The sequence below is a fragment of the Chryseobacterium sp. SSA4.19 genome, from assembly GCF_022601875.1.
Taxonomy (GTDB): domain Bacteria; phylum Bacteroidota; class Bacteroidia; order Flavobacteriales; family Weeksellaceae; genus Chryseobacterium.
On the sequence record NZ_JAKVIP010000026.1, the window covers coordinates 20,820 to 38,650 of the forward strand.

The 17,831-nt window shown below is 37.8% G+C and carries 18 protein-coding genes; 12 read left to right on the forward strand and 6 right to left on the reverse strand.

Features of this window, described 5'->3' with window-relative positions:
- Positions 1-20: 20 nt before the first annotated feature.
- Genes MKJ01_RS15705 through MKJ01_RS15720 form a run of 4 tightly spaced genes read left to right on the forward strand, consistent with a single transcriptional unit; the run spans position 21 to position 4,653 of the window.
- The gene (locus MKJ01_RS15705) at positions 21-1,313 is read left to right on the forward strand and encodes a sigma-54-dependent Fis family transcriptional regulator (RefSeq protein WP_241615047.1); all 1,293 of its coding nucleotides are present in this window, start codon (positions 21-23) and stop codon (positions 1,311-1,313) included.
- Between the two features lie 11 nt (positions 1,314-1,324).
- The gene (locus MKJ01_RS15710) at positions 1,325-2,017 is read left to right on the forward strand and encodes a hypothetical protein (RefSeq protein ID WP_241615048.1); all 693 of its coding nucleotides are present in this window, start codon (positions 1,325-1,327) and stop codon (positions 2,015-2,017) included.
- Positions 2,007-2,558, forward strand: a complete 552-nt coding sequence (locus MKJ01_RS15715; protein ID WP_241615049.1) for an LptE family protein — start codon at positions 2,007-2,009, stop codon at positions 2,556-2,558. Before MKJ01_RS15710 ends, MKJ01_RS15715 begins: the two co-directional genes overlap by 11 nt.
- A gap of 1 nt (position 2,559) precedes the next feature.
- The gene (locus MKJ01_RS15720) at positions 2,560-4,653 is read left to right on the forward strand and encodes a hypothetical protein (RefSeq protein WP_241615050.1); all 2,094 of its coding nucleotides are present in this window, start codon (positions 2,560-2,562) and stop codon (positions 4,651-4,653) included.
- 228 nt (positions 4,654-4,881) lie between these two features.
- Here MKJ01_RS15720 and MKJ01_RS15725 read toward each other — a convergent pair whose 3' ends face one another.
- The 4 genes from MKJ01_RS15725 to MKJ01_RS15740 form a co-directional block, all read right to left on the reverse strand.
- Positions 4,882-5,493, reverse strand: a complete 612-nt coding sequence (locus MKJ01_RS15725) for a DUF4126 domain-containing protein (protein WP_241615051.1) — start codon at positions 5,491-5,493, stop codon at positions 4,882-4,884.
- A 156-nt stretch (positions 5,494-5,649) separates the two neighbouring features.
- A complete protein-coding gene (gene rnpA, locus MKJ01_RS15730; RefSeq protein WP_241615052.1) occupies positions 5,650-6,024 on the reverse strand; it encodes a ribonuclease P protein component in 375 nt (124 codons plus the stop codon).
- A 98-nt stretch (positions 6,025-6,122) separates the two neighbouring features.
- Complete coding sequence (locus MKJ01_RS15735) at positions 6,123-6,848, reverse strand: ThiF family adenylyltransferase (RefSeq protein WP_241615053.1); 726 nt, start codon at positions 6,846-6,848, stop codon at positions 6,123-6,125.
- Entirely contained in the window at positions 6,841-7,431 is a 591-nt protein-coding gene (locus tag MKJ01_RS15740; protein ID WP_241615054.1) for a TatD family hydrolase, read from the reverse strand. The genes MKJ01_RS15735 and MKJ01_RS15740 overlap by 8 nt, the downstream gene beginning before the upstream one ends.
- Positions 7,432-7,563: 132 nt before the next feature.
- Between MKJ01_RS15740 and MKJ01_RS15745 the strand changes: the two genes are divergently transcribed.
- The 8 genes from MKJ01_RS15745 to MKJ01_RS15780 all read left to right on the forward strand — a co-directional run bounded on the left by MKJ01_RS15745 (position 7,564) and on the right by MKJ01_RS15780 (position 15,967).
- On the forward strand, positions 7,564-8,193 hold the full coding sequence (locus MKJ01_RS15745; RefSeq protein WP_241615055.1) for a TetR/AcrR family transcriptional regulator: 630 nt from the start codon (positions 7,564-7,566) through the stop codon (positions 8,191-8,193).
- Positions 8,194-8,296: 103 nt separating this feature from the next.
- A complete protein-coding gene (locus MKJ01_RS15750; protein WP_241615056.1) occupies positions 8,297-9,292 on the forward strand; it encodes an outer membrane protein assembly factor BamD in 996 nt (331 codons plus the stop codon).
- 41 nt (positions 9,293-9,333) lie between these two features.
- On the forward strand, positions 9,334-9,657 hold the full coding sequence (locus tag MKJ01_RS15755) for a DNA-directed RNA polymerase subunit omega (RefSeq protein WP_007842152.1): 324 nt from the start codon (positions 9,334-9,336) through the stop codon (positions 9,655-9,657).
- Between the two features lie 117 nt (positions 9,658-9,774).
- Positions 9,775-10,977: a bifunctional phosphopantothenoylcysteine decarboxylase/phosphopantothenate--cysteine ligase CoaBC gene (gene coaBC / locus MKJ01_RS15760; protein ID WP_241615057.1), complete on the forward strand. Its 1,203-nt coding sequence runs from the start codon at positions 9,775-9,777 to the stop codon at positions 10,975-10,977.
- Positions 10,978-11,013: 36 nt separating this feature from the next.
- Positions 11,014-11,922: a DUF4835 family protein gene (locus MKJ01_RS15765; protein WP_241615058.1), complete on the forward strand. Its 909-nt coding sequence runs from the start codon at positions 11,014-11,016 to the stop codon at positions 11,920-11,922.
- A gap of 65 nt (positions 11,923-11,987) precedes the next feature.
- Complete coding sequence (locus MKJ01_RS15770) at positions 11,988-13,637, forward strand: DNA repair protein RecN (RefSeq protein ID WP_241615059.1); 1,650 nt, start codon at positions 11,988-11,990, stop codon at positions 13,635-13,637.
- Positions 13,638-13,771: 134 nt separating this feature from the next.
- Entirely contained in the window at positions 13,772-15,238 is a 1,467-nt protein-coding gene (locus MKJ01_RS15775) for a DUF5687 family protein (RefSeq protein WP_241615060.1), read from the forward strand.
- A gap of 6 nt (positions 15,239-15,244) precedes the next feature.
- The gene (locus MKJ01_RS15780) at positions 15,245-15,967 is read left to right on the forward strand and encodes an ABC transporter ATP-binding protein (protein ID WP_241615061.1); all 723 of its coding nucleotides are present in this window, start codon (positions 15,245-15,247) and stop codon (positions 15,965-15,967) included.
- 85 nt (positions 15,968-16,052) lie between these two features.
- On the opposite strand, the gene hemE is transcribed toward MKJ01_RS15780, so the two are convergent.
- Positions 16,053-17,084, reverse strand: coding sequence for a uroporphyrinogen decarboxylase (gene hemE, locus MKJ01_RS15785; RefSeq protein ID WP_241615062.1), 1,032 nt, complete (start codon positions 17,082-17,084; stop codon positions 16,053-16,055).
- Between the two features lie 40 nt (positions 17,085-17,124).
- Positions 17,125-17,808, reverse strand: a complete 684-nt coding sequence (locus MKJ01_RS15790) for a uroporphyrinogen-III synthase (protein WP_241615063.1) — start codon at positions 17,806-17,808, stop codon at positions 17,125-17,127.
- Between the last annotated feature and the right edge of the window lie 23 nt (positions 17,809-17,831).

Sequence of the window (17,831 nt, forward strand, 5' to 3'; positions counted from 1 at the left end):
TTTAATCTTAAATCAAAAAAATGGCAGACTTACAATCTATAAAGGCACGTTTCGGTATCATTGGTAATTTCCCGGTTTTAAACCGCGCATTAGAAAAAGCCATACAGGTGGCACCCACAGATATTTCGGTCCTGGTCATCGGGGAAAGTGGTGTCGGTAAAGAGTTCATACCAAAAATCATTCATTCAGAATCCAGAAGAAAGCACCAGCCCTATATTGTGGTAAACTGTGGTGCTATTCCTGAAGGTACGATCGATTCTGAACTATTTGGACATGAAAAAGGGGCATTTACGGGAGCTACAGCTACAAGAAAAGGATATTTTGAAGTCGCAGATGGCGGGACTATTTTTCTTGACGAGGTAGGAGAGCTGCCTTTACAGACCCAGGTTCGCCTGTTAAGGGTTTTGGAAAGCGGTGAATTTATGAAAGTAGGTTCTTCCCAGGTTCAGAAAACCAATGTAAGGATTGTCGCAGCTACCAATGTGAATATGATGAAGGCTATTCAGGACGGAAGGTTCCGTGAAGATTTGTTCTATCGTCTGAATACGGTACAGATTGATATGCCGCCTCTTAGAGAACGGAAAGGAGACATTCATCTGTTGTTTAGGAAATTTGCAATAGATTTTGCTGAAAAATACAGAATGCCGGAGCTGGAGCTGGAGCCCGGTGCAATCCATTATGTGGAAAGTTACACTTTCCCAGGAAATGTCCGACAGCTGAGAAATCTGGTAGAGCAAATGACCGTGGTGGAAAGAGACAGGCATATTACCGTAGATAAATTGGCAGAATATATTCCGATGGAAACACACCTTCCGATGGTCGTTAACACACCGGCATCCCAAAAACAGAGTGATTTCGGTAACGAAAGAGAAATTATGTATAAAATTCTCTTTGACATGCGGAACGATATTAATGATTTAAAATCCTTAACTTCGGAATTGATAAAAAATCGTGGAAATACAGATCTGAGCAATCATGAAAAAAGTCTCATTAACAGAATATATACGCCTGAGAAACAACAGAACGTAGCACCGAATTCTTTATTGTATTTTGAAAACAATAATAACAATGAACATCCTGCTATCCAGAATCCTACTATTATGTCAGGGACGGAAGAAAGTTACGAGGATTTCGAAGATATTGAGATTGAAGAACACAAGCCTGAATCTTTATCGCTTCAGAATAATGAAAAAGACCTGATTATCAAAGCTCTGGAAAAGCATAAAGGACGCCGGAATAAAGCGGCTGACGAGTTGGGGATTTCACAGAGGACATTATACAGAAAAATAAAACAATATAATCTTGAAGAATAAACTTAAATAATATGATGAATCTAAATGTAAAGCCTGTCCATTTTAAAATGGGCGAATATATTAACAACGGATATACTTTTTTGAAAAATAATTTCGGAGATATCTTTGTAGCATTCCTGCTTTGTTTTGTAATGTCAATTATTCCTTTTTGCGGTTTATTGGGTATAGGAAATTTTTTCAGGTATTGCAGAGGACTTCGGAAAGGTGAAAAGGTAAGTAGCGGGGATATCTTCAACTTCAACAATTTCATGCCATATTTTATCATGCAGTTAATTATGCTTGGGATTATGGTACTGATTTACGTACCGATGTTCATCTTTATGCCTATCATGGCTGATGGCGGTGATCCCTCTGCCGGGTTCGGGATATTTTATATGCTTTATCTGCTATTTGTATATGTTGTCATATTTGTGATTCTTGTTAAAGCATTTTATATGACGGCATTAATTTCATTAGGAGGCGTTACAGATGTAAAAACGGCCTGGAAGATGTCTGTAATCATGGGAAAAGGAAATGGGTTGTCCATCTTCTTATTCTTTGTAATTATTGGTATTTTAGGGTATTTAGGCATTTTAGCTTGTGGGATCGGATTGTTATTTACAATACCGTTTGTATATACAGCGCAGTATTTTGCTTTGGAAGACGGGATGCAGCAGATTGAATATGATGAAATAAAAGAAATCGGATCTAAAAATGAATTTTAAAAAAAATATACGATACAAATTGCCCGGACTTGTCTGGCTTCTGGTATTATGCCTGGGAGTTCTTCATTCCTGCTATAGTTTTACCGGCTCATCGCTTACCGATGAAAAAACCATACAGATCAATGAATTTCCAAACAATGCCGCATTGGTCAATCCAACTTTATCACAGCAGTTTTCTACGGACATACAAAACAGGTTTTTACAGAGGACTACCCTAAAAGGGACAAAGGAAAATCCTGATATTCTGGTGGAAGGTGAGATCACGGATTATTCAATTACTCCTACTACGATTGGTTCCAATACTGTGACGAACCAGAGTACGGGAGGTGTCGTTCAGGAATCTCAGAATAAGCTGACCATTACGGTAAAAGTGCATTATGAAAACAAACTTCACCCGGATGTAAGTTTTGACAGAAGCTATTCTGATGAAGCCGTTTTCAACAGCAACCTCTCACAGTCTGAAATCGAAAGCTCTCAGGTGAAAATAGCAACGGACAGAATTATTAATAAGATATTTAACGACATCGTAGCGAATTGGTAAAATGAATCATAGAGTCTTAGAATTACTAAAAACCCCGAAAAACATTCAGTCAGAGGATCTTAACCTTCTGAAAGAAGAAATTGATTCTTTTCCCTATATTCAGAACATCAGGGCTTTGTACCTCTATGGGGTGCATCGGTACGATAAAGAAAACTATCAGAAAGTACTTTCAACAACTGCTGCTTACACCACAGATAAAAAAATTCTGTATCAGCTCATCAACGGTAAAATTCAGCAGAATCCTAAGCCTGAAATATCACCTGAAACAGTAAAAGAACAAAAGCTTCCCGAAGAAAAAGCTTCAAAGCCTTTACAGCAAGCAAAAGTTTCTGGTTTCCCTCTAAAGAGAGAAAGTTCATCGGTTCTGGAAAGTGCGACGGAAATCACTGATGCTGAAGAAATAATTCAGGATAAGCAACAGGTACGCCTGCTTCCTGAGCCTAAGCCTGAAATTAAGCATATTTATATAAAGGGCGAAAGAAACAGGATTTTATTCGAAGGTGAAGAAAACTTCCTGGAGGATGAAGAGGCTGAGACCATTGATCTGGAATCCACACTGGAATCCGGTTCTATTGTTACTCAGAAAGTTAAAAAAACAGAAGTTCCTGAAGATAATGAAAGAAAGGATGCTGTAAAAAATAATCAGGAGCCTTACGATCCGGTAAATGAAAAATCTGAAGAATTTACTTCTGAAACACACATTGAAGAAGAAATAATTACGTCTGAGCCTGAAAAAAGAGAAGTCTTTGACGAATCGGAATTGAGTTTTCAGGAAACGGAAGCTTTTGTTCCGGAAACTTCTGCTCAAAGTGTTACAACTGATGATAATCAGAAAGCTGATGATATGGATAATCAGGTTGAAGATACTGATGTCGTTCATCAAAATGCATTTACTTCAGAAAAGATTATCGATGAAAACCTGATGTCTTCGGAAAAAGAATTGGTTCAGGATGATTCTGAATTAAGTTTTCACGGAATGGAATCCTTCCTGCCGGAAGTGAAAATCCAGAGTAATACAGAAGAAAATGTAACCGCTGAAATTTCTCAACCAAGCACTAATAAACATGAAGACGAGATGCGTCGCCTGATTGAAGAGGTGGAGAAGAAAATGAAGGAAAAGGCAGCTTCTGAGGCACTTAAAAAAGAAATGGAAGCAGAGCCTGAAGAGAGTCATCATGAGATCAGCTTTGCAGATACCCAGAGCTTTGAAATGCAGTCTTCTGAACCAAAACTTAAAGAGGAAGACAAAGAAGATCATATTCAGGCGAAAGAAACTGAGGCTGAAATCATCGATGAACCGAAAGAAGAGATTGCTGGAGACAACCGGGAACAGGCTGAAATAAAATCAGAGTGGAAACCTATGGCATTCGAGTCCAACCTTCCTGATTCTTTACTCAGTAAAAAAATAGATACTCCTCACCCGAAAGTTGAAATACCTGCAAAAGAAATTCAGGAACAAAATGAATCTGTTCCGGAAGAAACTTTAGTTCAGGACAAAGCTCAGCAGAGCGGCGAAAGAGAAGAAGAAAACGTAATGTTGCAGGAAGATGAGCAAATGGAAGATGATGGAGCATCAGAAACCCTACATGAAAGTAAGGAAGAAGAAGCACCGGTAATGAATGTTTCATTTTTTGGGACAGGCTGGACCCTTGCACAGCCTGAAAAATCTAAAGAACAGAATCATGAAACTCAGAATGAAAAAACGGAAGAAGCTTCCGTCGCAGCTGTTAAAACGGATCTTACCGACAGCAATATTCCGGGATTCATCAATACCTGGCAGAGCTGGCTTAAAATTGACAGAACTGCAGAAATTGAAAAAGAGAAAACTGAAATCAAAGCGAAGGTTATTGAAGCGTTTATTGAAAATAATCCTAAGATCAGCCAGTTAAAGGATGAGGTTAATTTTGTCGTAAAAGAAAAAGGGGATGACATTTCGCATTTAATGACAGAAACACTGGCCAATCTGTATTTTGAGCAGAAATTATATACAAAAGCCATCAAAGCATTTGAAATTCTGATCGGAAAAATGCCTGAAAAAGAAGCTTATTTTAAAGGGAAAATACAGGAAATAAAAGATTTTAGGACAAAAGGATAACAACTATGAACATATTGTCAATTAGCCCTTTTCACATATTATTTACAGCCATTACTATAGCTGTAATGTACATTTCGGCCATCAGGATTCTTGTTAAAACCAGATCCGGTATTTTGCCTTATCTGGCATTGATACTTTTTCCGGTACTTGGCCCGTTGGGAATCATTTTGGGTAGTTGCTTCAATAAAGCATCATAAAAAAAGCAGCAGATTTTTTCTGCTGCTTTGTTTACTTAAGTCTCTTTAATAAAATTTTACGCTTCTTTAGCTTTCGCCATGCTTTCCGGCCGAAGAAAAATATCAATACTATTAAGATAACCGCACATACGGCTGCAATAACCGGTGCTGCCATGGCCAGGAAAGCCATAATTCCCGCACCTGCCGTTTCTGTAGTACCGACAACAGAGTTTCCGAGGCCTCCGGTTGTTGCGGTAGATGCAGCCCTAAGACCGGCAAATCCGGAACTTATGGTAGCTGCCGTACCGCCTCCTGCAATCAGTGCCAAAGCCCATTGCGGAAATGTCCCCAGATCTGTAAATTGGCTGGCAAATAATACAGAGCCTGCGACAGTGGCCATAGGAACCGAAATGGTATCCAGTAAATGATCAATGAATGGAATATAGTAAGCTAAAATTTCCACTATGGTAGCAATACCCGTCGTAATGAGTGTAGGAAGCCCCGCAAGCCATTCAAAATGCTCACTCATAGGAATCCAGTGCAGGTATGAAGCGAGACTTACCGCGAACATGGGGAGAAACACCCGGAATCCCGAGGCCGCCGCCAGGCCGATACCAATAAATGCACTCAATAGATAAGGCAGATAGGGGATATTGTCTGACATATTAATTTCCAGATTAATGTTTGTTTAAATATACAAAAAATTAATCCTTGGATTTTAAAGAATTTTGACCATTGATGCATCAAAGGTTATTCATAATGATCCTGTATAGTTTATAATACAGAGCTGACTTATTTTTTATAAATAAAGAAATGGGAATCAAGTCTTTTTTTGAGCCTGGCAGAGTTGAATAAATTGTGCTTCGACATCATGGAATTTCTGAGGCATTACCGGAGAAGCCCAGAAGAGCATGGCCATAGATTTGTCTCCGAATGCTTCTTTAAAGATTTGCTTATTCAAACGGTAGCATTCACGTAAAAGCCTTTTAATACGATTTCTGTGAACCGCTTTTTTAAAATATTTTTTGGAAACAGATACAGCAACCTTCGTGTTGTCAACAGGAGTTGAAGGCTTATCTTTCAGGACAATAATTCTAATATTCCCGTGTGTTTTCCATTTACCTTTTTCAAAAAGTAAAGTAATCTCAGTATTCTTTTTGAGTTTTTCGGTTTTGGGATAATTAAAATTTGTCATTTACAGGCCGTAAATATAAGTTTTTTATTTTTCTCACCGATTCAGATCTCTGGATGAAGTACATGTGATTGCCGGTAAGATCTGTATAATTTTCTAAATTATTTTTTGTCCAACAAATAATTAATGACTTCCGAAGCAGTATATAACCCGAAAATAGCAGGCATATAGCTTATCGTTCCATAAAAAGAGCGTTTGTAGTTGCTACCGTCAGTCATTTTCAGGCTGTTTTCATCCTGGATGTCGTTGGCGAAAACACAACGCACTCCTTTGTCAATTTTTACTTTTTTAAGCCTTTTTCTTACTTGTCTTGCGAGGTGGCAATGCTCCGTTTTGCTGATGTCCCTGACCATTACTTTGCTTGGATCCGTTTTTCCGCCGGCTCCCATTGAACTTACGATTTTAATCCTTCTTCTTTTAGCAGCAATGATCAGGCATAGCTTTGGAGTTACGCTGTCAATACAGTCTAAAACATAATCGAATGGAGCGGAATCCAGAACTTCATCCATTCTTTCAGGATTCAGGAACTCATTGATTTTGGTTAATTTTAGATCCGGATTAATATCTAAAAGCCTTTCAGCAACCACATCCACTTTATGTTTTCCTACTGTTGAATGCAAGGCGGGCAGCTGCCTGTTGATATTGGTTATATCTACTGTGTCACCGTCGACAATCGTCATATTTCCCACTCCTGATCTTGCCAGGAATTCGGCAGCAAAAGAACCCACTCCTCCTAAACCGACTACCAGAACCGTTGCCTGATTTAATTTTTCCAAACCTTCTTCCTTAATAAGAAGCTCTGTTCTTTCAAGCCATTTCTTACCCATTTTTTATCATTTCTAAATTTTCTAAAATTTGCTCATTCATTTTTTCCGTTGAAATTCCTTTAAGATTCGCAGCGGTCTCATACATCTCCCGGATATTGAAATTATCATTATCGGTTTCTAAAAAGATTTTATCTGAGGGAGTACTTCTGAAAGTATGTTGCAAAGATAAATTATATAAGAGTGCTTTTCCAAAGCTCAGATAAAAATCATGCTGGAGGAGGGCATCGGCAATAGCCTGTTTTTTGTTAAAACCATGAATGATCATCGGTTTTTCCGCATATTTTTTAAAAGTAATTACCTCATAAAATTTTCTTACACAATGGATAATAACCGGTTTTTTTATATCATTAGCGATTTCAATCTGTCTTAGGAAAACATCTTCCTGGATTTTTATATCGGTTTCTGCCAAAGAATCCAGGCCACATTCTCCTATGGCAAAACAGTCTTCTGTAATATTTGATTCCAGCCATCTGAACTGATCTTCAATGGTAGCCTTACCAATATCTTTTGGATGGATGCCGATTGAATAGGGAAAATCTGGTGCCAGCCGTTCTAATTCAAGATTGTATATGCCATTTGGCATATTTTTTTTATGATGATGAAAATCAAAATAATCCATTCTCAAAAATAATATTTAATTTATAATTAATCATATTATTAAACGAACGTTTATAAGTTTGTTAAAAATTTCTTAACTTTACTAAAAGTGCACTGTATGAAGAAAAAATTTACTGAAAAACAAATTCATATCTTGGATATTGCTGAAGAGCTGATTGCGAAAAAAGGTTATGAGGGCACATCAGTAAGAGATATCTGCTCAAAAGCCAATATCAATGTGGCCATGATTTCATATTATTTCGGCTCTAAAGAAAAAATGATGTCATATCTCTATCAGTACAGAGTGCTTAAAACCAGAGAAAACTTTTCAGAGTTTGCCGATACCATCAAAGAGGGAAAGCCGGAGATGCAGATGAAAGAGATTATAAAATATATTGTAGCACAGCTTTTTAAATACAATTATTTTCATGGATTTGTGACGCAGGAGTTGCGCCATACCGACACTGTGAAAGGAGAGCTGCTTGACTTTTATCAGATATTTGTCAAAAAACTTGATGAGGTAATTAAAAAAGGAGTGTCTTCCGGGGTTTTTACCTTTACTCCCAAGCCTGAAGATATTCTGACTACCATTATCGGTTCCACTTTATTCGTCATCCGGAACCGGAATTTCTATGAGCTCTATGTTCCGAATAAAAATGAAGAAACTTATTCTAAAGAAGCAGAGAAGAAGGTGAAAATGAATCTTTTAATGAGTGTTTTTGCCATTCTGGGATACGCCGCAGACTAAAATTACGTTAAATAATCATAAAAAAAAATCTATTGACAAAAAAGTTATATTTTTGCAAATTAGTAAATCGGCTGTATCATCCGAAAACTGTTGAATTTTTTATATGAAAAAATATATTTTAGGTGTTTTTGCTGTAGCGGTATTGTCATCTTGTGTGAGCCGGCAGGAAAAAGCAATGAAAAGTGCTGATAAAGATTTTATTTTGAAGGCAGCGAATGATAATTTTGCCAAAAAGAAATGGAAAAATGCTTTAGCGCTTTATGACAGGTTAGCCAACCTTGTAGCCGGTACAGACGATTTCCCGAATGTAGGCTTCAATACAGCGTATGCCAATTATTATGATAAAAATTATAAGCTGGCAGGACACCAGTTCAAGAATTTTGCAGTAAGCTTTCCGAAAGATCCCAGAGCAGAAGAAGCCGCTTATATGTCTGCATTGTGTTATTATGAAGGTTCTATGGATTATAACTTAGATCAGTCTACTACACAGTCTGCTATTAATGAGCTTCAGGATTTTCTTAACAATTATCCAAATTCGGAAAGATCAAAGAATATCAATACCCTTATCGAAGAGCTTTCTTATAAGCTGGAGGTTAAAGCATATGAAAATGCCAAACAGTATTTCAAAATGGGCGAATACAAGGCTGCAAATGTAGCATTGGAAAACGTTCTGGAAGATTTTCCAAGTACGAAACTCCGTCCTCAGATCTATGATTACATTGTAAAATCACGTTACGAATTGGCAACAAAGTCTGTTTATGACCTTAAAGACGAACGTATTGAAAGTGCTTTAGCATTTACAAGACAAATCGAAAAAGAAATGCCGGGTACGGATGTCGCTAAAACCGCTTTGGATATCAGAGAAAAACTTGAAAAAGAAAAGAAAGATTTTGTAGTGGTTAAAAAACAGACCGAAGCAAGAATGGCCGCTTTAACGGAAAGACAGAAAAAGCTGGAAGCACAGAACGCTGAAAAGTCAAAAACGGAACAGCATATGAAGGATCAGGTAGAGGCTGAAAAGAAAGCAATGCAGATCCAGAGGGATAGTGCGGCGATTAATACCCCTCCGCCGGCAGCCACTTTCAAAATTCAAAGATAATTCGTAAATTTGCGAACTTAAATAAAATTAATATTCTCAAAATGAGTGTAAAAGATACAAAAGCAGAAGTAAATACGATTACGTACGATAAAGATAAGATTGAAGATAAAGTAGCCTCAATCTATGAAGCGATTGTTATCATGGGAAAGAGAGCAGAGCAGATCAATGCTGAAATCCGTACGGAGTTGCACAATAAGCTTGATGAGTTCGCGGTTCACAATTCCACGTTGGAAGAAGTTTTCGAAAACAGAGAGCAGATTGAAATTTCCAAACATTATGAAAAACTTCCGAAACCTACTTCTATTGCAATTGAAGAATGGCTGAATGAGGATATCTATTTCAGAAAAACAGAAGAAAGAAAATAAAAATCTGTATGTTTTTACAGATGAAGGTCATAAGGAATCTTTTCTTTATGACCTTTGTTGTTTCAACAGGTTTATAAGAAAAATTAAGTAATTTAGTATTCTTAAAATTAAAACTTAATGAGTCTTTCCGGGAAAAAAATTCTCATCGCAGTTTCTGGAGGAATTGCAGCGTACAAAATTCATTTTCTGATCAGGGATTTTATCAAAAAAGGAGCTGAAGTTCAGGTCATCATGACGCCTGATGCAGAACATTTTGTAACCAAGCTGAGTCTTTCCACCTTGTCTAAAAAACCGGTATACGCAGACTTTTACAGTGACAACGGAACTTGGAACAGTCATGTGGAAATGGGCCTATGGGCGGATATAATGCTGGTAGCGCCTTGTACGGCTAATACTTTATCTAAAATGGTCCACGGGATGTGCGACAGTTTAGTGATTGCCACTTATATGTCTGCAAAATGTCCTGTTTTTATTGCTCCTGCAATGGATCTGGATATGTATGTACACCCTTCTACAAAGAAAAACCTGGAACTCGCAGAAAGCTTCGGCCACTATATTATTCCTGCTGAACACGGTGAACTGGCCAGTGGACTGATCGGACAGGGCAGGATGGCTGAACCGGATACAATCTTAGCGGCTATTGAAGACTTTTTCAATGCTGATACAAAAAAAACATTAGTAGGAAAAACGGTCTTAATTACAGCAGGACCAACTTACGAAGCTATTGATCCTGTACGGTTTATTGGAAACCATTCATCCGGAAAAATGGGATTTTCCCTGGCTGATGAAGCTTCAAAACGAGGTGCTAAAGTTATTTTAATTTCAGGGCCAAGTGCTGAGATTGCCCATGGAGAAAATATTGACCTTTATCGGGTAACCTCTGCGAAAGAAATGCTGGCAAAAGTTTTTGAATTTTATGAAACGGTCGATATTGGGATCGCAAGCGCAGCTGTTGCAGACTATGCCCCAAAACAAGTCGCTAAAGAGAAGATCAAAAAAAACGATGAAAGCCTGACCATCGAACTGGTAAAAAATCCGGATATTCTCAGAACCATGGGCGAGCAGAAAACACATCAGTTCTTGGTAGGGTTTGCTCTGGAAACCCAAAATGAAGAGGAAAATGCAAAAGTAAAACTGGAAAAGAAAAACCTGGATATGATTGTTCTGAATTCCCTGCGTGATGAAGGGGCAGGATTTAAAAATGATACCAACAAAATAAAAATATTTACAAAAACGGAAGAAAAAGAATTTGACCTGAAATCTAAAGATAAAGTTGCCGCAGATATCCTGGATTTCGTTGAGTTTCAACTTTTAAAATAATTTTAATAAATTTCCGTTCTCAATCTTTACTAGAAAATGAAAAAAATTATAAGCTTATTTTTACTTCTGTTTGTATATAACCTCAGTTTTTCCCAGGAATTACTGGCTACCGTTCAGGTCAACTCCCAACAAATCGGGGGAAGTAATCAGGCTGCCTATAAAGCATTGGAGAAAAGTTTAAGGGATTTTATCAACAATACAAGCTGGACGGGAAAAAGACTTCAGAATTTTGAGAAAATAAAATGCAATTTTGCAATTCTTGTCACTGAAAGAGAAGGAAACCGGTTTAGGGGGAATATTTTCGTACAATCCGTACGGCCCGTTTTCAATACCATTTATGAATCTCCGCTGATCAATATCCAGGATCAGAGGTTTTCTTTTGATTATGTGGAAAATGAAAACCTCATCTTTAATGAACGGCAGTTTTCAGGCAAGAACTTAATTGATGTGATCAGTTTCTATATATACCTAATTCTGGGATATGATGCAGATAGTTTTCAGTCAATGTCAGGAACACAATGGTTCCAGAAAGCACAGCAGATTGCACAGAACGGAGAATCTCAGAATACGTATGACGGCTGGAAACAAATCAATGAACCTAGAAGCCGTTCTATACTGATTAAAGAAATCATGAGCCCGAACTGGAGCCAGGTGCGAGCAACCATATATTCTTATCACAGAGCTGGTTTGGATAATCTTTTCAATCAGGATCAGGCAGCTGCAAAAAAAGTGATTTTCGATGCTTTAATGCAGTTGAAACAATATGAAAACTCTTTCCAGCAGGCTTATTTCTTTAATACTTTTATAGATACCAAAGCCGATGAGATATTCAATATATTTAATTCAGGAAATAACGGTGACATCGTTTTAAGCGACCTGAAGAATGAAATGATGATCCTTTCTCCAAAAAATACGCAAGCCAGATGGAGTAAATGGAAACAGTAATCTTATCTTGAATTCTGAAATCTAATGTTCTATATTTGCCATAGCTAAAGTAACCGCTATTATCAATGCTTTCGAGAATTTACATTAAAAACTTTGCCCTGATTGATACGCTTGAAGTATCACTTCATAACGGTCTGCAGGTGATTACCGGGGAAACCGGTGCCGGGAAATCTATTATTTTGGGAGCTTTGCGGCTGATCCTTGGGGAAAGAGCTGATGCAAAATCCATTTCACATGCAGAACAGAAAAGTATTGTAGAAACCGAGTTTGCCCTGCATAATCAGTTTAAGAAATTTTTTATTGAAAATGATCTCGACTACGAGCATCAGACCATTATACGCAGGGAAATTCTACCCTCCGGAAAATCAAGGGCTTTTATCAATGATGTGCCGGTAACTCTGGATGTGCTTAAAGAGCTCTCTTCCCAGCTGATCGATATCCATTCCCAGTTTGAAACATCTAACCTTTTCACTTCTGAATATCAGTTTAAAATTATCGACGGGCTTTCTGATAACAAAAATATTATTGAAGAATATCAGAATGAATTTTCAGATTTCCAAAGTCTCAAAATCCAGCTTAAGAAGCTTCAGATTCAGCTTTCCGAAGCCAGAAAAGAGAGTGATTACAAAGATTTTTTACTGAATGAACTTGAAGAACTTCATTTGGAAGACATAGCGTATGAAGATCTTCAAAACCAGCTTTCAGTTCAGGAAAATGCTGAAATGATTTCTGAAAACCTGGCTAAAGTATTGTCCCGTTTTCATCAGGAAGAAGTAGGGATCTTGTCATTTTTTAATGAAGCGAAAAACAAGCTTTCAAAAATTGCAGAAGTTTCCAACGCCTTTTCGGAGCTTGATGAAAGACTGGAAACATCTTTTGTCGAACTTAAAGATATTATTTCCGAACTGGAAGATGAAGCGGAAAAAATAGAAATTAATCCGGATAATCTGGCTTTGCTTGCTGAGCTTAATAATAAAATCAATGCACTGCTCGTAAAACATAATGTTTCTGATGTTAATGAATTGAAAGAAATCAGAGATCAGCTGGCCGGTGACCGGAAAGGTGCTTCCGAACTTGAAGGCCAAATCGATGATATTGAAAAAAGTATAACTGCAAAGGATAAAATACTTCACACACTTTCTGAAAAGCTTTCGAAAAACAGAAAGAAAAGTATTCCTGTTTTTATCAAAAAGGCAGAAGCTCTCCTTAAAAAATTAGGCCTTGAAAAAGCAAGGGTTGATATTGAATTACAGAATGTCCAGGATTTTAATGCATTTGGGAAAGAACATATTCAGCTGTTATTCCAGGCGAATTCCGGATTTCCTTTAAAACCCATTCAGACGGCTATTTCCGGAGGCGAGAGATCAAGGGTGATGCTGGCTGTAAAAAAAATTATCGCGGAAAGTGATGAACTTCCAACCCTGATCTTAGATGAAATCGACACCGGGGTTTCAGGAAAAGTAGCTGAGGAAATCGGTAACCTGATGCGTGTAATGTCTGCTGATATGCAGCTGATTGTGATCTCCCATTTAGCCCAAGTGGCAGCCAAAGGGAATGACAATTATAAAGTGGTAAAGCAGGATGTCGCCGGAAAAACCCAGTCAACCATCATTCCTTTGAACAGTGAAGAAAAGCTTACTGAAATCGCCCAGCTCCTTTCCGGAAGTAAGATTACAGAAGCAGCACTGGCCCAGGCAAAAGAACTGATGGGATAATTATACACAAAGATAAAAATTCTTTGAAGTGAGAAGAATGGTTTTAAAGATCAAATGCATAAGAATCAGCAGAGACACTAATTAATTCTGTAACATTTTAGGTTACCTACTTACTAATATAGAAAAAGGTAACAATGTTTTTTAAATTTCTCAGATTAGAAATCAAAAGTTTTTTTCGCGGCAGTTCTTTAGGGATTAACCTGGCAATGAAGATTTTCCGTTTTATCGGAATTCTCTATTTTATGGCATGCCTGGTGGGTGGTGCCTTCGGTGCTTTTTTCTACATTCAGGAAGAGATGCATCAGGATCCTTTACAGATAGTGTCTAAATTCCTGATTGCCGGATGGGCGGTCGACCTGATTGCAAAATACATCTGGCAGGAAATGCCGACGCAGAATATCAAGCCGTTCCTTACCCTCAACATTTCTAAGAAAACATTGGTTAATTACCTGTTAAGCAAAACCTTTATTTCTGTCTTCAGCTGGCTGAATTCTCTTTTCTTTGTCACCTTCTGTATCATAGCCCTGTTTAATGGATATAATGCTGTAAATGTATTGGGTTGGTTTGCAGGAGTTTCGCTGCTTTTTTATCTTAATAATTTTATCAATATACTGTTTAATGATAAAGAAACAATCGCCATTGTAGTTGGAGGTGCATTCTTAGTGATTGCAGGTCTCGCATACTATCAAATCATTCCGGTATTGGATTATTCAAAGATATTTTTTTATAATTTTTATGATAGGCCTTATTTTGCTGTAATCTCCTTGATGCTTTTTTTAGGATTATGGAAAATGTGCTTTTATCATATCCGTCAGGTATTTTATCTGGATCAGGGACTTGAAGCTAAAAAAGCCGTCGGAAAAACAGAAAATATTGCTTTCTTAAATAAATACGGTGCTATCGGCACTTTCATCAATAATGATATTAAAATGATGAAACGAAATAAAGTAACCAAAGGAATTATATGGGGAAGCTTCATGTTTCTTTTTTACGGCATGCTGATGTTCACGTCTCCGATATATAAAACACCTACGATGACCATGTTTATGGGCCTGTTTGTAACCGGCGGGTTTCAGTTTCTTTTCGGGCAGCGCGTTCCGGCTTTTGACAGTTCTTATTATCCTCTGATGATGACCCTGAATGTGCCTTATAAAGAATATTTAAAGGCAAAATGGTGGCTGATGAATATCGTTACAGCGGCCTCCATGGTTCTGGCAGTTTGTTATGCCTATTTCGGCTGGGAAATGTATGTTACCTTCTTCGCAGCAGGTATCTACAACATCGGTGTCAATTCACAATTTACGCTGTGGTCGGGAGCATTTAATAAAATGCAGATCGATCTTAATTCCAAAGAAAAAAGATTCGGGCAGAAAAACAGCTTTAACATGAAAGCTTTATTACTTCTGATCCCGAAAATGTTTTTACCAATAGTGGTATTCGGACTGGTACAGCATTTTTTCGGAATTACAGCAGGAGTAATGAGTGTGGCCGTAATGGGGCTGATAGGATTTCTATTCAGGGAGAAAATTTTCGATATTATCGTAAAGCATTATAAAGTGGAAAAATACAGTACGTTAGAAGCATTCAAAAATAAAGATTAATACAATATGATTACCATCCATAATTTATCAAAAACATACGGAAAGGCAACCGTTTTAAATATTGAACATCTTGAAATTCCCAATGGCGAAACTTTCGGGCTGGTCGGGAATAACGGGGCGGGAAAAACCACTCTTTTCAGCCTGATGCTTGATCTGATCCAGGCAACAACGGGATTTATAAGCATCGATGATATTAAAGTTCATGAATCGGAAGCTTGGAAGAATAAAGTATCTGCTTTTGTGGATGATTCTTTCCTGATCGGCTACCTGACACCGGAAGAATACTTTTATTTCATCGGAGAATTGAGAGGCCAGAACAAGGCTTCAGTAGATGAATTCCTGAAACAGTTCCATGATCTTTTTAACGGGGAAATTTTAAATTCCGGAAAGTACGTGCGGGATTTATCCAAGGGAAACCAGAAGAAAGTAGGGATTGTAGGAGCGATTATCGGACATCCGGAAATTATTATCCTGGATGAACCTTTTGCCAACCTGGATCCTTCCACACAGATAAAACTGAAAAATTTAATCAAAGAATTATCGAAGCAGGACGGTGTCACCTTTCTTATTTCGAGCCATGACCTTTCACATACTACGGAGGTCTGCAACAGGATTGTAGTAGTCAATAAAGGGCAGATGGTTAAGGATATCCAGACCAACCCTGAAACGCTTAAAGATCTTGAGCAGTATTTTGCAGATCAGGTGGCTATTTCTCCAATTGTCAATTAAGCTGGCCTTAATTGAATATTTTTGTAGATAGTATAAAAAAATCCCTTTCAATCAATTGAAGGGGATTTAATTTGTTCTTATATTATTAAATATTAGGCTTCCAGTCCACAACTGCACGGATAAATGCTTCTGCATTTTCCAATGGAATATTCGGTAAAATACCGTGGCCAAGATTAGCAATGTACCTGTCCTTTCCAAATCGGCTGATCATTTCATGCACCATCTTTTTAATGGTTTCAGGCGTAGAATGCAGTCTGGCAGGATCAAAATTTCCCTGGAGCGTCATGGTATGATTTGTAAGGGTTCTTGCAATTTCAGGCTTTATGGTCCAGTCAATACCTAAAGCCGAAACCGGTGACTGAGTCATTTCTTCCAAAGCAAACCAGCATCCTTTCCCAAAAACCACAACGTGAGAAAGCGGACTTAAAGCTTCAACAATCTGGTTGATATACTTCCAGGAGAATTCCTGATAGTCAGCCGGAGAAAGCATTCCGCCCCACGAGTCGAAAACCTGAACGGCAGACACGCCTTTTTCCACTTTTCTTTTTAAATAGGCAATCGTCGTATCGGTAATTTTCTGAAGCAGTAAATGAGCTGCTTCCGGCTGTTGGAAACAGAATGATTTTGCAATATCAAAAGCTTTGCTCCCTTTCCCTTCTACACAATAGCAAAGAATCGTCCATGGTGAGCCGGCAAAACCGATCAGCGGAATTTCATTGTCTAATTTCTGTAAAGTCAGTTCAATCGCATCAAAAACGTATCCTAATGTATCGTTTACATCCGGAACCACAACATTTTGAACCTGTTCCATTGTTCTGATCGGAGTATCGAGCCACGGTCCTACATTTTCTTTCATTTTAAAGTCAATTCCCATAGCCTGAGGAACCACCAGGATATCAGAGAATAAAATTGCTGCATCCAGAGGATATCTTCTGATAGGCTGTACGGTAATTTCAGAAGCGAGCTCCGGAGTCTGACATCTGGTGAAGAAATCATATTGGTCACGAAGCGCAATAAATTCCGGCAGGTATCTTCCGGCCTGTCTCATCATCCAAACGGGTGGTCTTTCTACGGTTTCCCCGCGGAGTGCTTTTAAATATAGGTCGTTTTTAATCATAATATATTCAGACTAGATTGTCATAAAGACAATGTAAAAATCAATCTTTGTTTAACATTCTTTTTTTGATCAGGCTCAAAACAGACGCCAGGTTATTTCCTCCCGAAGTAAAAACAGGTTGTGAAGTATAATTCCTCAGTTCCCCGGAAGTCGTTTCCCCAATCGAAAACAGCATCATGTCATTAAAAGAATTCTGCTTTGCAAAACTACGAACTCCGCTCGGACTAAAAAAAACGGCAGCATGATATTTTTCAGTTATCAAAGGATGGATCTCTTCGGTATGATAAACAATCACTTTTTTATACTGGATATTTTGAAGCGGAAGATCTTTATCAAGGATATCAATTGCAAGATTACCGCAGAAATGTAGGAATTTCTCATGCTGGCAATATTTGATAATGAATTTTGAAAGAGTCGCTGCATTTTTCAGGACTTTAAAAGTCCCGAATCCGTTTTTTCTTAATTCTTTTTTTGTCTTATCACCGACACAGTAAATTCTGTTATAGTTTTTTGCTGTAAAGTCTTCATTGGCCTCAAACCCATTAGTAAAGAAGGATTTCACTCCGTTAACACTGGTGAAAATTAAAGAATGATTCTTTAAATCAAATGGGTTCACTTTTACAGAACTTGTCTTAATGACCTCAACACAGTCCGCTGAAACATCATCTCCTAATTCTTTGGATATGACAGATGGGTCTATATTTTTGGTAAATAAGATGTTCATTATATAAATGTGAAAATAAAGTA

What these genes read in the sequence shown, in the direction of transcription:
- MKJ01_RS15790 (WP_241615063.1), bottom strand. Translation starts at nt 17,808, where the DNA reads ATGAACATCTTATTTACCAAAAATATAGACCCATCTGTCATATCCAAA.
- MKJ01_RS15780 (WP_241615061.1), top strand. Translation starts at nt 15,245, where the DNA reads ATGATTACCATCCATAATTTATCAAAAACATACGGAAAGGCAACCGTT.
- MKJ01_RS15770 (WP_241615059.1), top strand. Translation starts at nt 11,988, where the DNA reads ATGCTTTCGAGAATTTACATTAAAAACTTTGCCCTGATTGATACGCTT.
- MKJ01_RS15720 (WP_241615050.1), top strand. Translation starts at nt 2,560, where the DNA reads ATGAATCATAGAGTCTTAGAATTACTAAAAACCCCGAAAAACATTCAG.
- MKJ01_RS15775 (WP_241615060.1), top strand. Translation starts at nt 13,772, where the DNA reads ATGTTTTTTAAATTTCTCAGATTAGAAATCAAAAGTTTTTTTCGCGGC.
- MKJ01_RS15725 (WP_241615051.1), bottom strand. Translation starts at nt 5,493, where the DNA reads ATGTCAGACAATATCCCCTATCTGCCTTATCTATTGAGTGCATTTATT.
- MKJ01_RS15740 (WP_241615054.1), bottom strand. Translation starts at nt 7,431, where the DNA reads ATGCCAAATGGCATATACAATCTTGAATTAGAACGGCTGGCACCAGAT.
- MKJ01_RS15745 (WP_241615055.1), top strand. Translation starts at nt 7,564, where the DNA reads ATGAAGAAAAAATTTACTGAAAAACAAATTCATATCTTGGATATTGCT.
- MKJ01_RS15735 (WP_241615053.1), bottom strand. Translation starts at nt 6,848, where the DNA reads ATGGGTAAGAAATGGCTTGAAAGAACAGAGCTTCTTATTAAGGAAGAA.
- MKJ01_RS15750 (WP_241615056.1), top strand. Translation starts at nt 8,297, where the DNA reads ATGAAAAAATATATTTTAGGTGTTTTTGCTGTAGCGGTATTGTCATCT.
- hemE (WP_241615062.1), bottom strand. Translation starts at nt 17,084, where the DNA reads ATGATTAAAAACGACCTATATTTAAAAGCACTCCGCGGGGAAACCGTA.
- coaBC (WP_241615057.1), top strand. Translation starts at nt 9,775, where the DNA reads ATGAGTCTTTCCGGGAAAAAAATTCTCATCGCAGTTTCTGGAGGAATT.
- MKJ01_RS15710 (WP_241615048.1), top strand. Translation starts at nt 1,325, where the DNA reads ATGATGAATCTAAATGTAAAGCCTGTCCATTTTAAAATGGGCGAATAT.
- rnpA (WP_241615052.1), bottom strand. Translation starts at nt 6,024, where the DNA reads ATGACAAATTTTAATTATCCCAAAACCGAAAAACTCAAAAAGAATACT.
- MKJ01_RS15715 (WP_241615049.1), top strand. Translation starts at nt 2,007, where the DNA reads ATGAATTTTAAAAAAAATATACGATACAAATTGCCCGGACTTGTCTGG.
- MKJ01_RS15755 (WP_007842152.1), top strand. Translation starts at nt 9,334, where the DNA reads ATGAGTGTAAAAGATACAAAAGCAGAAGTAAATACGATTACGTACGAT.
- MKJ01_RS15765 (WP_241615058.1), top strand. Translation starts at nt 11,014, where the DNA reads ATGAAAAAAATTATAAGCTTATTTTTACTTCTGTTTGTATATAACCTC.
- MKJ01_RS15705 (WP_241615047.1), top strand. Translation starts at nt 21, where the DNA reads ATGGCAGACTTACAATCTATAAAGGCACGTTTCGGTATCATTGGTAAT.